Annotated in this window: 12 protein-coding genes; 2 read left to right on the top strand and 10 right to left on the bottom strand. The window is 43.4% G+C overall.

The window, feature by feature from the left end:
• Position 1: 1 nt before the first annotated feature.
• From AAU57_RS00930 to AAU57_RS00890, 9 genes are all read right to left on the bottom strand, one after another.
• On the bottom strand, positions 2-613 hold the full coding sequence (locus tag AAU57_RS00930; protein WP_055411133.1) for a lipoprotein signal peptidase: 612 nt from the start codon (positions 611-613) through the stop codon (positions 2-4).
• Positions 614-650: 37 nt separating this feature from the next.
• A complete protein-coding gene (locus tag AAU57_RS00925; RefSeq protein WP_156339969.1) occupies positions 651-1,274 on the bottom strand; it encodes a hypothetical protein in 624 nt (207 codons plus the stop codon).
• Positions 1,275-1,281: 7 nt separating this feature from the next.
• Positions 1,282-1,671, bottom strand: coding sequence for a TraR/DksA family transcriptional regulator (locus AAU57_RS00920; RefSeq protein ID WP_055411131.1), 390 nt, complete (start codon positions 1,669-1,671; stop codon positions 1,282-1,284).
• 2 nt (positions 1,672-1,673) lie between these two features.
• Positions 1,674-5,084, bottom strand: coding sequence for an isoleucine--tRNA ligase (gene ileS / locus AAU57_RS00915; RefSeq protein ID WP_055411130.1), 3,411 nt, complete (start codon positions 5,082-5,084; stop codon positions 1,674-1,676).
• Between the two features lie 111 nt (positions 5,085-5,195).
• Complete coding sequence (locus AAU57_RS00910; protein ID WP_055411129.1) at positions 5,196-6,377, bottom strand: DUF3095 domain-containing protein; 1,182 nt, start codon at positions 6,375-6,377, stop codon at positions 5,196-5,198.
• Positions 6,378-6,460: 83 nt separating this feature from the next.
• A complete protein-coding gene (locus AAU57_RS00905; protein WP_055411128.1) occupies positions 6,461-8,917 on the bottom strand; it encodes a ligase-associated DNA damage response DEXH box helicase in 2,457 nt (818 codons plus the stop codon).
• A 131-nt stretch (positions 8,918-9,048) separates the two neighbouring features.
• Positions 9,049-10,788 (bottom strand): hypothetical protein, encoded by a 1,740-nt coding sequence (locus AAU57_RS00900; RefSeq protein WP_055411127.1) that lies wholly within the window; start codon positions 10,786-10,788, stop codon positions 9,049-9,051.
• A 148-nt stretch (positions 10,789-10,936) separates the two neighbouring features.
• Positions 10,937-11,965, bottom strand: a complete 1,029-nt coding sequence (locus tag AAU57_RS00895) for a ligase-associated DNA damage response exonuclease (protein WP_055411126.1) — start codon at positions 11,963-11,965, stop codon at positions 10,937-10,939.
• 50 nt (positions 11,966-12,015) lie between these two features.
• Positions 12,016-12,549: a hypothetical protein gene (locus AAU57_RS00890; RefSeq protein WP_055411125.1), complete on the bottom strand. Its 534-nt coding sequence runs from the start codon at positions 12,547-12,549 to the stop codon at positions 12,016-12,018.
• 310 nt (positions 12,550-12,859) lie between these two features.
• Between AAU57_RS00890 and AAU57_RS00885 the strand changes: the two genes are divergently transcribed.
• Together AAU57_RS00885 and AAU57_RS00880 are read left to right on the top strand one after the other, a co-directional pair.
• Entirely contained in the window at positions 12,860-13,798 is a 939-nt protein-coding gene (locus tag AAU57_RS00885; protein ID WP_055411124.1) for an NAD-dependent epimerase/dehydratase family protein, read from the top strand.
• 58 nt (positions 13,799-13,856) lie between these two features.
• Entirely contained in the window at positions 13,857-14,282 is a 426-nt protein-coding gene (locus tag AAU57_RS00880; protein WP_055411123.1) for a TerB family tellurite resistance protein, read from the top strand.
• Positions 14,283-14,350: 68 nt separating this feature from the next.
• On the opposite strand, the gene fbp is transcribed toward AAU57_RS00880, so the two are convergent.
• Positions 14,351-15,361, bottom strand: coding sequence for a class 1 fructose-bisphosphatase (fbp, locus tag AAU57_RS00875; protein ID WP_055411122.1), 1,011 nt, complete (start codon positions 15,359-15,361; stop codon positions 14,351-14,353).
• Between the last annotated feature and the right edge of the window lie 100 nt (positions 15,362-15,461).

The raw sequence follows: 15,461 nt of genomic DNA, 5'->3' as shown, positions 1-15,461 counted from the left end.
ATTAACGTTTATCAGGGAACGCCTTTTTGCTAAAGAGAATTAGCAGGATGACGCCTATGGTGATGGCACTGTCTGCCACATTAAATACGGCGTTGAAAAAGGTAAACTGTTGTCCACCAACGCTAGGTACCCATTCTGGCCATGTGCCGTCAAACAATGGGAAATATAACATATCGACAACCTCTCCATGAAACCAGGTTCCATAACCGCCATTTTCGGGTAGGAATGTGGCAACACTATTGGTGCTGCTGGAAAATATTTTCCCGTAAAAAACACTGTCGATTATATTACCAAATGCCCCAGCAAATATGAGGGCAATACAAACAATCAAGATGGAGTGACTTTTTTCCTTGACACTTTTCCATAGCCAGTATCCTATGCCGCAAATAGCAAAGATTCTAAAGACCGTTAAGATGATCTTGCCATAATCTCCTGGCAGTTCAAAACCCCAAGCAGCACCTGGGTTTTCATAGAATAAAAGCTGGAATTTGTCCCAATCTACTATGGGATTTCTGGAATCCCTAAGCATATAATTAAGCTTGATATAAATCTTACTTGCTTGATCTATAAATAGAACGACAACAATAATGAGTATTGCTTTGTATAACTTCATTAATAGGGACTGTTTTGGTACAATATACTTAAAAAAGTCATTGTATTTCTATATTACCATTCACGCTTTCAACGGTCATTGTGTAGGCTGGATGATTCTTTTTTGAACTTGCAGAAACCTTCCCATTTCTACTGCTGGCGGTAACTTCGTAGTTTCCCAATTGAGAACCTATAACGTTTGCATTGATGGTAGTAATCTCTGAGTTTCCAGAAACGGAATTTAACCAGACAGAACCATTACTTACGTTGACTCTCAATAGCTGGTAATCTCCTGATATTTCCGCATTGGTATGTGCCATGCTAATCAAGACAGACTTATTTTTTGGAATTTTGATGTTGGCTTTGGAATCCGTGATTTTATGAGCACTTAGTTTATCCTGTGGCAATTCGAATACAGGACTCATGGCATCCTCAAAAAACAAGGTATCATTGGCAATAAAGGATTTAAATATCACGGCATCGCTGTATTCTCCAGACTGTTTTTCGTTGATGGAATAGGTGTCTAACTCGTTGCTGCTATCCAATCTCAACTCCACGAAGTGAGACATCTCTACCACAACAGTATGAAATGAGGTTTCTAGTTTTTGAGAATGCCCCAATGCCAAAAATAGCATTGACATCCATACCAGGAAGGAATGGGCAATGCTATTCTTTAGATTCATTAGTTGCTTAATCCTGCATGTTCTTTGCCTCGATACTCAAGGTCGCATGAGGTACCAGTTCTAGTCTTGCTTTTGCGATAAGCTTTCCTGTAACACGGCATACACCATAAGATTTATTCTCGATACGAATCAAGGCATTTTTCAAGTCACGGATGAATTTCTCCTGGCGTATAGCCAGCTGTGCGTTAGCTTCTTTACTCATGACGGCACTACCTTCATCAAAGGCTTTAAACTGCGGTGCTGTATCATCAGTACCGTTGTCTGCATCGTTCATGTAGGCGCTCTTGATCAATTCGTACTGCTCAGTGGCCTCGGCGATTTTGTTTTTTACTATTTCTTTGAAATGAGCTAGATCCTTGTCGCTGTATCTTACTTTTTCATCTGTAGATGTACTCATAGTTAAATCTTTTTAATTCGAATAACCGTTCTTAATTCGTCAAAATCAATTTCCGTACCGTTATCCAGTTGGTTTGTAATTTCAATGCGATCTGCAAGCGTCTCATCCTTGATATACTGTTCATTGCTGTGAACAGCTGCATTGATTTCTTCCTGCGATTGCAACTCAATATTGATGCGGTCCGTAACCTCTAGTCCAGAATCCTTTCTGATGTTTTGGATTCTATTGACCAGTTCTCTAGAAATCCCTTCTTTTTTGAGTTCTGGAGTGATGGATACGTCGAGAGCGACCGTTATTCCGGACTGATTAGCAACTAGCCAACCTTCTATGTCTTTGGACGTTATCTCTACATCATCGAGGCCCAAAGTAATTTGTTTTCCATCAACCTCAATAGATTTTTCACCAGTTTTTTCTAACAAAGCGATGTCTTCTTGTTGAAAACTATTTATCAGTCCAGCGACCAATTTCATGTCTTTTCCAAAACGTGGCCCCAATGCCTTAAAATTAGGCTTGATCTCTTTCACAAGTATGCCGCTCGCGTCATCGATGAGCTCTATTTCCTTGACATTTACCTCGCTTTTGACCAGGTCTGCGATGGCTTCAATCTGCTTTTTATCGTGAGCTCCCAAAACTGGAATCATAATGCGCTGTAGCGGTTGACGCACCTTGATACTTTCCTTTTTACGTAAGGAAAGCGTCAAACTTGAGATGACTTGCGCTTTGTGCATTTTTTCTTCCAATTCAGGATCGATGATGGTTGCATCAAATGTAGGAAATTTCGACAAATGCACACTTTCTACGGCATTTTCTTCACAAACACTTGTCAAGTCGCGGTATAATTGGTCCATAAAGAATGGTGCAATAGGTGCTCCCAGCTGCGCTACGGTTTTCAAACAAGTGTACAAGGTTTGATAGGCAGCGATTTTATCTTGTTGGTAATCACCTTTCCAGAAACGTCTTCTACACAAACGTACGTACCAGTTGCTCAGGTTTTCGGTCACAAAGGTCGTGATCGCTCTTGCTGCTTTGGTCGGTTCATAGTCCTCATAAAAGGCGGTCGTTTCCTTGATAAGCGTGTTCAATTCTGAAAGTACCCATCGATCAATTTCTGGACGATCTGCTAGAGGTATTTCGCTTTCGCGAAAGCGGAACCCATCCACATTTGCATACAAAGCAAAGAAGCTGTAGGTGTTGTACAAGGTCCCAAAGAACTTGCGTTGTACCTCAGTAATCCCGTCAATGTCAAACTTGAGGTTGTCCCAAGGATTGGCATTGCTCACCATGTACCAGCGTGTGGCATCTGCGCCAAATTTGCCCAGCGTATCAAAAGGATCCACGGCATTGCCTAGACGTTTGGACATTTTTTGCCCGTTCTTATCCAGTACAAGACCGTTACTCACTACATTTTTATAGGCTACATCGTCGCTTATCATGGTGGCGATCGCGTGTAGCGTGTAAAACCAGCCGCGTGTCTGGTCGACACCTTCGGCAATGAAATCTGCCTTGCGCAGTTGGTTTTCTACTTCTTCTTTATTCTCAAAAGGGTAATGCCACTGGGAATAGGGCATGGAACCTGAGTCAAACCAGACGTCAATCAGGTCTGCTTCTCGGGTCAATTTCTCGCCGTTTTGCCCAACCAGGTAAATCGCGTCCACCACATTTTTATGCAGGTCTACTAGGTCATAGTTCGCATCGCTCATATCGCCAGACTTGAATCCCGCAAACGGATTTTCAGTCATGAAACCAGCAGCGATGGATTTCTCGATTTCAGTCACTAATTCCTCGATGGAGCCGATGATTTTTTCTTCGGTTCCGGTCTCGTTTCTCCAGATGGGCAATGGAATTCCCCAAAATCTAGATCTGGAAAGGTTCCAATCGTTTGCATTTGCGAGCCAGTTACCAAAACGTCCTTCTCCAGTAGATTTAGGTTTCCAGTTGATGGACTTGTTCAACTCGTGCATGCGGTCCTTGAACTCGGTCACCTTTATAAACCAACTATCTAACGGATAGTATAAAACAGGCTTGTCCGTTCTCCAACAATGCGGGTAACTGTGCACGTATTTCTCCACCTTAAAGGCGCGGTTGTCTTCTTTTAATTTGATCGCGATGTCCACATCTACCGATCGTTCTGGTGCTTCACCTTCTGCGAAATATTCATTCTTCACGTATTTCCCACCTATAAACGGCAACTCATCACGGAATTTTCCCTGTAGGGTGACTAGTGGTACTGGATTTTTATATTCATCGAGCACCAATAGTGGTGGAATAGGTGGGTTTGCCTGTCTGGAAACCAGCGCATCGTCTGCTCCAAAGGTTGGTGCCGTGTGTACGATTCCGGTTCCGTCCTCTGTAGTTACAAAGTCACCTGCGATGACTCTAAAGGCATCCTGTGCGTTTTCATAAGGCTGAGCATAATCCAACAATTGCTCGTAGCGTATGTTGACCAGATCGGTTCCTTGGCAGCGCCCTAGGATTCTATACGGTATTTTCTTGTCAGAAAGTTGGTAAGCTTGTTTCGCTTTCGCGAAAGCGGACTCATCATCCACATTTTGGTATTTTTTACCAAACTGGTAGCTCACGAGCTTTTCGGCAAGGATCACCTGCATAGGCTCGCCCGTGTACTGGTTGAAAGTGTCTACCAGCACGTAGTCGATCTTGGGACCAACTGTAAGCGCTACATTGGATGGCAGTGTCCACGGCGTGGTCGTCCAAGCGAGGAAAAAGACCTCGCCGCTCGCAGCAAACGGTAATTTTGAAGGGTCCACGACTTTAAATTGAGCGGTCACCGTGGTATCAGTCACATCTTGATAGGTTCCAGGCTGGTTCAACTCATGCGAGCTCAAACCGGTTCCTGCTGCTGGTGAATAGGGCTGGATGGTGTAGCCTTTATAGATCAAATCCTTGGAATAGATCTCTTTCAACAACCACCATACAGACTCCATATATTTAGACTTGTAGGTGATGTATGGATCTTCCATATCTACCCAGTAGCCCATGTCATCTGTGAGTTTGCTCCAGATGTCTGTGTACTTGAGGACGGCTTTTTTACATTCCTCGTTGTACTCTTCCACACTGATTTTAGTGCCTATATCTTCCTTAGTGATTCCCAGTGCTTTTTCAACGCCTAGTTCCACTGGCAGACCGTGCGTATCCCAACCAGCCTTGCGGTTGACCTGGTAGCCTTGTTGTGTCTTGAAGCGACAAAATAGGTCTTTGATGGTACGACCCATCACGTGGTGGATCCCAGGAAGGCCGTTAGCAGATGGTGGTCCTTCAAAGAAAATAAAAGGTTCATTTCCCTCACGAGTCGTTACAGACTTATTGAAAATATCGTTTTCCTTCCAAAATGCTTTGATGCGTTCATCAACTTCTGGTAGGTTCAACCCTTTGTATTCCTTGAATTTAGTACTCATTCTACTGCTGTTTTACGGCTGGCAAAAGTAAGGAAAAATCCAGATGTATTGATGAAGATATGCAGCTTGAAACTCTTAGAGATGTAGATGTTCAAGAATTTGAAAAATGACTTAATACATAAGGTCTAGCTCAAGTTCTTGATCAAACTTACTCTTGAAGATCACTGCTGCGCTGGTGTAGCCGCCTTCAGTCGCATCTACAAAATGTATATGATTGTCTCTTCTATCTTGAACATAGCAACTCATGACTGATGCATAGGTGGAATGTATGCCGTACTTAATTTTGCCTTCTCGCTCCAGTAAATCAAGGTAGTTTGTCAAACGCTCGATTTGATCTGCATCACCTTCCATAACGGTGTTGAGCGATCCGTCAAACATGATGGTGTCAGATAGCTGGCTTACTTTATTGAGGTATTCTTTTCCTTCTTTAAAATAGGCGAAGTAAAACTTGCCAAAATAGGTGATCAACCAGTGTTTCACGAGATAGGTCAGATCATTTCTTCCTATTCGTGCAACCATTTCTTTTCTAATTTTGCGAATGGTAGCCTTAAGCTTGAGTCTTTTTACAGTTATAGGCTGTCGCTCTTCAAGACTTCCGAATACCAAAGTGATAATATCAAGAATATCTGCATAAACAGATTCTTGCTGGCTTTCATCCTCGCAATGTACCAGCAGGCATACCACTTTATTTTTCTCATCACGAGGTGAGATTTGATCCCAGCGACACTCCATACCGGTTAAATCAATAAGTGCAGTGGAGTCCTCAATAGCGTTTGCCAGATCTATTTCTTTCTTGATATATTTTTCGGCATACTTGATGCCATTTCCTAAAACAATAGGAATGGTCAAATGCGGATTCACTTTTGACTTCAAGATTTTGATCTGTAAGTTGTTATGGTAAATTTCCCTAACGGATAAGGCTCCAACCTTTAGTTTGAGTTTTAGGTTTTTGAAAACGTGTTTTTTATAGGTTTCCAAAGCGCTCATGACCTTTTCTAGATAATCGTCCGGAATTAAAAAGGTAACTCCATCACCACCAAAAAAGTAAGGAATCTCATGTTTATGCAAGTCTGTTTTTAGACTATTAAGCACGGCCACAACACTGCCTGTAGCTGCAAGGTTAACATTATTGTGCATCCCATTTTCTACCGCTTGCGTGCTATTTTGAACATCTGCAACGACGACATGCCAGTCTGCAGGAACCGCTGTAAAATTCCTAGGTTGACGAACAAGGTATTGAAGGGATTTTTTCTTTGCCTTTAATTGAGCATAGAAATGACGAGTGCTGTTCATGAGGTTTAAGAATTATCACCAAATGTATTCTAGGATAATTCATACAAAATCCTAATTAACTATACATTAATTAGGTAACTCAATTATTCCCATTGCAACTGCATCCGCTTGATTCGATCTGCCAGCTTTTCGCTACTTAATTTTTCGCGTAAGCGATCTGTAATAATTGGGAACGAAAATGGCGTAGGCTTCTCGCAGGCTTTCCAGACAATTTCTTGATTTTGAATGCGCTCCAGCGCGTCAAATAATCGGTATTCTTCAATGGCTTGTTCAAAGGTTTCTGTGTACGCTTGTCTGAATAGCAAATTTTCGGGTTCGTTGTCACGAAAGACTTCAAACAACAATTGGCTGCTATTTTGAAGGTGCTTGGTCTTGATCAATTTGTTGGGGTAACCTGTAAAAACAAGCCCAGAAATCACCGCAATATCGCGGAATTTCCTCCGCGCCATTTCCGTAGCATTCATGCTGGATTGCAGGTCTTGGGACAGCATGTCTGGTGTGAGTAGATTGTTGTCCAGTACTTCTTGCATGTCAAATTCCTGATCACTCAGGATCTCAAAGCCGTAATCATTAAACGCGAGCGAGAACGTGATAGGTTTTAATAAACTGATGCGATAGGCAATTACACCGGCCATGGCCTCGTGAACAAATCGGCCTTCAAACGGATAAAAAACCGCATGATAGCCTTCTCGGGTTTTAAAGGTTTCAATCAAGAATTGATCACGCTGCGGAATAATGCTTTCGCGCTGCTGGCGTATGATAATATCTCTTAACGCCTTGACTTCTGGCGTACGCTTTTTACCGGTTTGAAAATTAATCATTTCCTCACGCAGCAGTTCGCCCAGTTGCGCACTCAATGGTAGTTTGCTGCCTTGCCAATTGGAAACTTGCGCCCGTTTGCGAGATGAGTTACGCACCTGCGCCACCATTCCTTTCAACCGAATGAATTCTAACGTTCTTCCCGCAAAAACAAAAACATCACCACGAGAAAGTTTACTAATGAAGTATTCCTCAATCGATCCTATGTAACCACCAGTCACATACTTTACCGTCACATCAGTCGCTGTGACGATGGTTCCCATTTGTAGGCGATGACGCATGGCAACCTTGCGATCTGTAATCACATATTTCCCATCGGTTTCTACGGTCACACGTTTATACTCGTCATAGGATTGCAGCGATGAACTGCCGTGAACGATCAGGCGCAGGCACCAGTCCCATTCTTCATCGGTAATGCTGGCATAGCAAAAGGTATTCTTGACTTCGGGATAGATTTCGCTAGGGTAAAATCCGCCAGAAACGGCGAGCGTACACAAATACTGTATGAGCACATCATAACATAAAATGTACGGCAATCGATCTTCTACGGCTTGAGTGGAAACGGCTTTTTGTAGCGCGCTTGCCTCGATCAATTCCAGCGCGTGCGTCGGTAAAAAATGAATAACGCTGGTCTCGCCAGGTCGGTGGCCGGAACGACCGGCACGTTGTAAAAATCGGGCAACACCTTTGGGTCCACCTACTTGAATGATGGTTTCCACAGGTGCAAAATCCACACCTAGATCCAGCGATGAGGTGCACACACAAGCCTTCAAACTCTCGTTCCTGATCGCATTCTCTACCCAAATCCGCGTTTCCTTATTGATCGATCCATGATGCATGGCGACCTCGCCGGCAAGCTCGGGAAAATTGGTCATCAAGCCTTGAAACCACAGCTCACATTGCGCCCGTGTATTGGTAAAAATCAGTGTCGATTTACTGGAATTAATAATCTCGACCACTTCTTTCATCAAGTGCAATCCCAGATGGCCGCGCCACGGGAACTTGTCCATCGATGCCGGAATTATGGACTTGACCTCGATATCTTTTTTCAATTGTGCTTTGATGAGTACGCTTTCGCGAAAGCGAACTTCATCAACACCTAACAACACTTGACGGGCTTGTTCCAGGTTGCCGATCGTTGCGCTAATTCCCCAAACCCGAAGTTTTTTGCTCAGGCCCAATAATCGCGAGATGCCCAGTTCCATTTGCACGCCGCGTTTGGTGCCCAACAGCTCGTGCCACTCGTCCACCACGATGGCGTTGAGGTTGCCAAAAAACTTTTGATGATCCTTGGACGCCAGTAATAAATGCAGACTTTCTGGTGTGGTGATCAACAGATCTGGCATGGATTTGATCTGTGCCGCACGCTCTTTAGTAGACGTGTCGCCAGACCTAATCCCAACCGTAAATGGCAAACCGATGGCATCCACAAAACGCTGGGAAGTTTGCTCAATCTCGTTGGACAGCGACCTCAACGGCGTGATCCAGATCGCTTTCAAGCCTTTTTTGGGTTTGCTTTTGTAATCCGGATTTTGCTTGATGTAGTTGAGAACGATCGCGACCCACAAGGCATAGGTTTTCCCGCTACCAGTAGGCGCATTGAGTAATCCATGCTTACCTGCCAGAAAAGCTACCCAGGTCTTTTTCTGAAAAGGGAACGCTTCCCAGCCTTGCTGCTGGAAAAAATCTTCGGCGATATGGAAGAGTTCTTTTTTAGTCATCATTGCCTCGCGCTTGTTACGAGATCTGCATTTCTTGCCATCCTGAACCCGTTTCAGGATCTGTTGCTTGTTTTAATACATAAACCATCCATATCTCGACTGTCGCTCGATACTGGATTACTTATTTTGAACTACAAAAACTCTCCATCAGTCGGTATCAACGCCTTTAAATCATCTAGCGTATTGGCTTCCTCAATGGGTTTGTCTTTTCTCCATCGTACAATCCGTGGAAATCTTGTAGCAACACCAGATTTATGTCGTTTACTAGGAGCAATGCCTTCAAACGCAATTTCGAAAACATGGTGAGGCGTTACTGATCGTACGGGTCCAAAACGCTCCAAGGTGTTTTTCTTGATCCAAGCATCCACTTTTCTAAACTCGGCATCCGTGAGTCCAGAGTACGCTTTCGCAAAAGTGACCAATTCGCCATCCTGCCATAATCCAAAAGTATAGTCGGTAAATAAATTGGCTCGGCGACCGTGACCTCGCATGGCATAAGTCAATACAGCATCAACGCTGAATGGATCGACCTTCCATTTCCACCAGTCGCCTTTCTTGCGACCTACCAGATAAGGGCTGTCCTTCTTTTTGAGCATCAATCCTTCAGAGCGACGCTCTTCTGCTTTGTTACGTTCTGCAGCCACTTCTTCCCAAGAGTTGAAGTTCATGGTTTCTGAGAGCAGTAGCGGCACCGCTGAACTTGAACTCGAACTCGAACCTGAACTCGAACTTGAAGCTGAATCTGAATTCGAACTCGAATTGACATTGGAATTATCATCCTGAACTTGTTTCAGGATCTGCCGGTTGTCACCAGATTGCTCATAGCGAGTTCCGTCCTGCACCACATTAACCAATTCCTCCAACAACTTCCGGCGCTCCATAAACGGCAATTCTCTGATGTCTTTGCCTTGCCATTCCAGTAAATCATACGCGACCACTACCACTGGAACATCAGCTAATAATTTTTTACCTACCGTTTTGCGACCTATTCTGGTTTGAAGGTCGTTGAAGTTCATGATCTCGCCATCCTTATAAGGCAATATCTCACCATCGATAACGGTACCGTTGGGAATCACATCGAGGAATTTTTGAAACTCGGGATATTTATCAGTAACCAATTCCTCACCGCGTGACCAGACGAATAGTTCGCCAGCCCTGATGATGGTTTGAGATCTGATGCCGTCCCATTTATGTTCTGCACTCCATTGGTTCACTTCGCCTAATTCTTCCACTTTTCCTTCTACCGCATAAGCCAAATAAAACGGATAAGGTTTGCCGCGCATGGCGACCTCGTTATCTTCATAAACCAATTCTTGAAAGGTAGTGTTTTCGCCAGTCCAGCTTCCCATCAGTTTATGCGCCAACACATCCTGATCAATACCTGTGGATGCTGCGAGCGCACGTGTCATTAATTTTTGTGAGACGCCAATTCTAAATCCACCAGTCATGATTTTATTAAACACGAACCTCTCGTAATAATTCAGTTTGAGCCAGTTTTCCTGTAGGTATTCTTTCTTTTCTTCATCCGTTTTTTTGCGCAAGGCAATCAACTCATGGATGATTTGCGATAAAGATTTATCAGATGGTTCGCTGGTCGTAGGTAGGATGAGCGCGATCGTTTCCGCGAGGTCACCTACGATGTGATAGGATTCTTCAAACAACCACATGGGAACACCGCTAATGTCCGTAGCCCATTCCCGCATGAGCGTAGTGTTGACCGGTCGTTTGGGTCTTCTATGGGAAAGAATAGCAATGGTCCATAATTTATCCTCTTCAGGTGCCGTGTTGAAATATTCGGTTAAGGCAGCGACCTTGAGTGTGGTCTTATTGGTACCATCGATGGTTCTTATGAGTCCTGCGAATTGTTTCACGTTCCTAAATTTAAACTTAAGTCAAAATCAAAACTTAAATTATTGGTCGTGACCGATGCGCTTTGAAACTTGGATAAGTTGGTTTTGGATGTTTTAGATAATATCACGACTAATTTGAGATTTGAATTTAAGTTTGGATTTAAATTTATCATTCAGCTTCGACCTCGATTTCAGGTTCAGATTCATTGACCGTTTCACCTTCGTATTGCGTGCGCTCGCTAATGGCGTTAAGTCCTTTCTCTTCCCGTAGGTATCTGGCAAAAATATCCTGATAGCCATGCGTGGTGATCACATTCTCGCAACCAGTGGCATCGATGCTTTCCAGTAAGCCGTCCCAATCGCAATGGTCAGATAGTACAAAGCCTTTATCAATGGCTCTTCTGCGGCGCGCACCTCTAAAAGTCATCCAGCCGCTAGCACTAGCCGTGGCATAAGGCACAAATTTGCGCATCCATGCAGATCCATGAGCACTAGGTGGAGCGACCACAATATTGCCTTTCAATTCTTCTTTGGTAGTTTCTCGAGTAACCAAGGTAGTTTCTGGGAAATCGATGAGTTCGCGCAATACTTCCGTCATTTTATAGACCGCGCCATGACAGTATATTTTCATCTGGCTGGTGTCTAAATGTTTGATCAGTCGCTGGGCTTTGCCTAGAGAATAGGCAAATAGGATGGAGGTCTTGCCTTCGGCATGATTTTGAGCGCACCATTCGTTGACATCGTGCATAACTTCGCTTTGTGGTCGCCATTTAAAAGCAGGCAACCCAAAAGTGCATTCCGTTATGAAGGTGTCACACTTAATGGGAACGTAAGGTGTGGAAATCCCATCATCTTCCGTTTTATAATCGCCGGTAAAAACCCAGACTTCGTCTTTGTGTTCCACTCTTATCTGGCAAGATCCCGGAATGTGTCCCGCAGGATGGAATGAAAACTTGACGTTGTTGATGAGCAGGCTTTCGCCATGAGCGACACCAGAAACATTAATATCTCCCAATCTGTGGGAAATAATAGGCACATTGTCGTGATGCGTGATGTATTTTTTATGGCCCCAGCGGCTATGATCTGCATGACCGTGCGTGATAAGTGCCTTGTCTACCGGTTTCCATGGATCTAGATAAACACCTGCAGCATCGCAGTAGATACCTTTGTCTGTAAATTGTAGTAGTGGCTTGCTCATTGCCTAAAATTAGGCGCCTACCAGTGAATTATCGATCGTTTAAGAGAAGTTTATAAGCCGATGGAATCATTGGGAACGCCATCAAGATCTCGCAAGTCTGACTTCAATTCTTCTATAAGCTGCTGCTCCAGATCGTCGACATAGGACTTCTCATTGAGCTGACCGTTGAGGTTGTCCAGTGCATCGATGATGTTGCTGTAATATTCCTTGTACTCGTCGGCAGATTTGCTGGTGTAGCCTAAAAAGGAAGCGTATCGCCTCAATCTGGTCTCCAGTACCAGGATTCTGGAGCGTATGGGTTGACTATCAAACTCTGGTATCATGTTCGAACGCAAATTACCGGCCAGCGTTGCCAGACGCTGCGTGGACGCTATGCTGTGATCATAATTCTCAAAAGAAGTTTGGAAGGTCGTGTAGGCTTCCCATTGCGAGGCGATTCCTTGTGCCTCGCCCACGAGCGCCACTTGGGTTTTTGGGAACTGGATTTGAGAAACATCAACCTTGTCTGCCTTGACCGTATCACGTTTTTCTTCCTGACAGGAAATTAATACGAGGCTGAAAAATAGGAAAAGGATATAACGCATAACAAGTCAAAATTAAACAAAAAAAGCACCTCTTTATTGCCGTAAGTTCTAGGCTAGTGAAAAGCTCATTTTTGGAAATAGTGACAGGTTTCCACTTTAAAAAATCGGACGGGTTTGAGTAGTCCCATTTTATCATTCATAACCAAAATTAAAATACCATGTGCAAAAGATCGATTCTTAACAGTGTTGTTGAGAATAAATGGATGGTTGATGAGTTCGCTTTCGCGAAAGCGAAATATATATAACCAACGCTACCAATTATCCATAGCTTGAAGGTGTCCACTATATTTGCAGGAAACTTAATCGCATAATGCCAAATAAAATTCTAGTCATAGGTGCCTGCGGGCAGATAGGAACTGAATTAACCATGAAGTTGCGTTCCCTCTATGGAATCGACAACGTCATAGGCGCAGATATTAGGGAAGGAAATGAAGAGTTGATGCAATCTGGTCCTTTTGAAATACTGGATGCGATGGATAGGGAAAAGGTAAGCCAGGTTTGTGAATCCCAGAAGGTGAATGAGGTGTACCTTATGGCAGCGATGCTAAGTGCTACTGGCGAAAAGTTTCCAGATAAAGCCTGGAAGCTCAATATGGATTCTTTGTTTATCGTACTGGATCTGGCTAAAGAAGGAAAGATCAAGAAAGTGTTCTGGCCATCGAGTATTGCGGTTTTTGGACCTACCACACCCAAAGAACAAACGCCACAGCATACCATCATGGAGCCTACCACGGTTTATGGCATAAGCAAACAAACCGGTGAACGCTGGTGTGAATATTATCATCGTAAATATGGTGTTGATGTGCGCAGCATACGCTATCCTGGACTTATATCATGGAAGACCTTGCCAGGTGGTGGCACGACAGATTATGCCGTAGAGATTTTTCATAAAGCCATAGAAGAAGGTTCTTATTCCTGTTTTTTATCAAAAGACACAGCTTTGCCCATGATGTATATGGAAGATGCCATAAGAGCCACGGTGGATATCATGAAAGCGCCAGCAGAAAACATTAATGAACGATCCAGCTATAATCTAAGCGGTATGAGTTTTACACCTCAAGAAATGGCTCGTTCCATTAAAAAACACCTACCAGATTTTGAGATAACTTATGAGCCAGATTCTAGGCAGCAGATTGCCGACAGCTGGCCATCGTCCATTGATGACCGTCAGGCACGTACCGACTGGAACTGGAGTGCGGCCTATGATCTTGAAAAAACAGTTGCTGAAATGCTGCAACATCTATCCTAGAAAAATCTGATAGCAGCGTCATATTATTATATTTGTACCTACTTATCAAAAACGAATTATGTCATTTTCATCATTATTTGAATCTGGAGAAAGCGCCAGAAATAAAAGCCATTTTGCAACAATTGTGTCCCTTGCACAGTCCTCAGGAATTAAGGAAGAAGAGAAAGTGATGTTACAGCGATTCAAAAGTGTGCTGGACATTTCAGACGCTGATTTTGAGGATATCATGAAGGATCCCAGCAAATATCCCGTAACACCACCTAATACAACTGAAGAACGCATACAGTGGTTGCACGACCTATTCAAAATTGTTTTTGCAGACCATAGAATGGACGAACCAGAACACAGACTGTTGCGCAAGTACGCGGTCGCTCTAGGTTACAATGATGCAGATGCAGAATATCTTGTAGAACGTTCCATTGAAATATTTAACGGACACTTAAATCTGGAAGATTACAGGTATCTTTTGAATAAAAACAGATAGGAATTTTTCCCTTGAACAAAAAAAAGAGCTTTTCCATCTGGAAAAGCTCTTTTTTTGAAGTCTATTTTTTAGCTGTTTGCCCTAGCGATAAATTCTTCGGCTTTTTCAACCATTTTTTTGCTGCCACAAATAAAGGGAACGCGCTCGTGTAATTCAGTAGGTTTTAGTTCCATGATGCGTGTGGTACCATCGCTGGCCTTGCCGCCTGCTTGTTCTACGATAAAAGCCATCGGGTTGCATTCATAAAGCAGTCTTAGTTTGCCTTTGGCGGCTTTAGAACTTTTAGGATACATATAAATGCCGCCTTTGATCATGTTACGGTGTATGTCACTCACAAGGCTACCTATGTAGCGACTGGTGTAAGGTCGGTCGCCTTCTTCTTTCTGGCAATATTTGATATAATCCTTGATTCCTTGTGGGAAATGCACATAATTACCTTCATTCACACTGTAGATGTGACCTTCTTCAGGAAACTTCATATTAGGGTGCGATAAGTAATAGGTGCCCAGAGCTGGGTTGAGTGTGAAACCATTGACACCATGTCCAGTCGTGTAGACCAGCATGGTGGATGTACCATAAACAATATAGCCTGCGGCTACCTGCAGGTTACCAGGTTGTAAGAAATCTTCTACCTGTACTGGTGTTCCCAACGGCGTTACCCTGCGATAGATCGAGAAAATGGTTCCTACAGAAACATTCACGTCAATATTGGAACTTCCATCCAGCGGGTCGATCAACACCACATACTTATTCTTGTGATCACTATTGGATCCAGAAATGGTGATAAAATCTTCATTTTCTTCACTGGCGATTCCACAAACGATCTCGCGATTGGTTAGGGTTTGTATAAAAACGTTGTTGGCAAATACGTCAAGTTTTTGCTGATCTTCACCTTGAGTGTTGATCTCACCAGCGCTTCCAGTAATATCCACCAGACCGGCTTTATTAACTTCATGGTTGACCATTTTTGCTGCAAGGCGTATGGAATTGATGAGTCTTGAAAGCTCGCCGCTGCTGTAAGCGAACTCGCCCTGATTTTCAATTATAAATTCTCCTAGGGATTGGTTGATACGTGCCATGTAGCTTTTGGTTTGCACAAATATATAGGGTTGGTTTAACTATAACGTTATCGTTACCTACTTTTTGCCTTCAGTTGTGTGCCTCTAATATTTTTTGACT

The organism is Nonlabens sp. YIK11 (genome assembly GCF_001413925.1).
Taxonomy (GTDB): Bacteria; Bacteroidota; Bacteroidia; order Flavobacteriales; family Flavobacteriaceae; genus Nonlabens.
The sequence above is the reverse complement of the archived record's forward strand: the minus strand, read 5'-3'. Positions and strand labels throughout refer to the sequence as shown.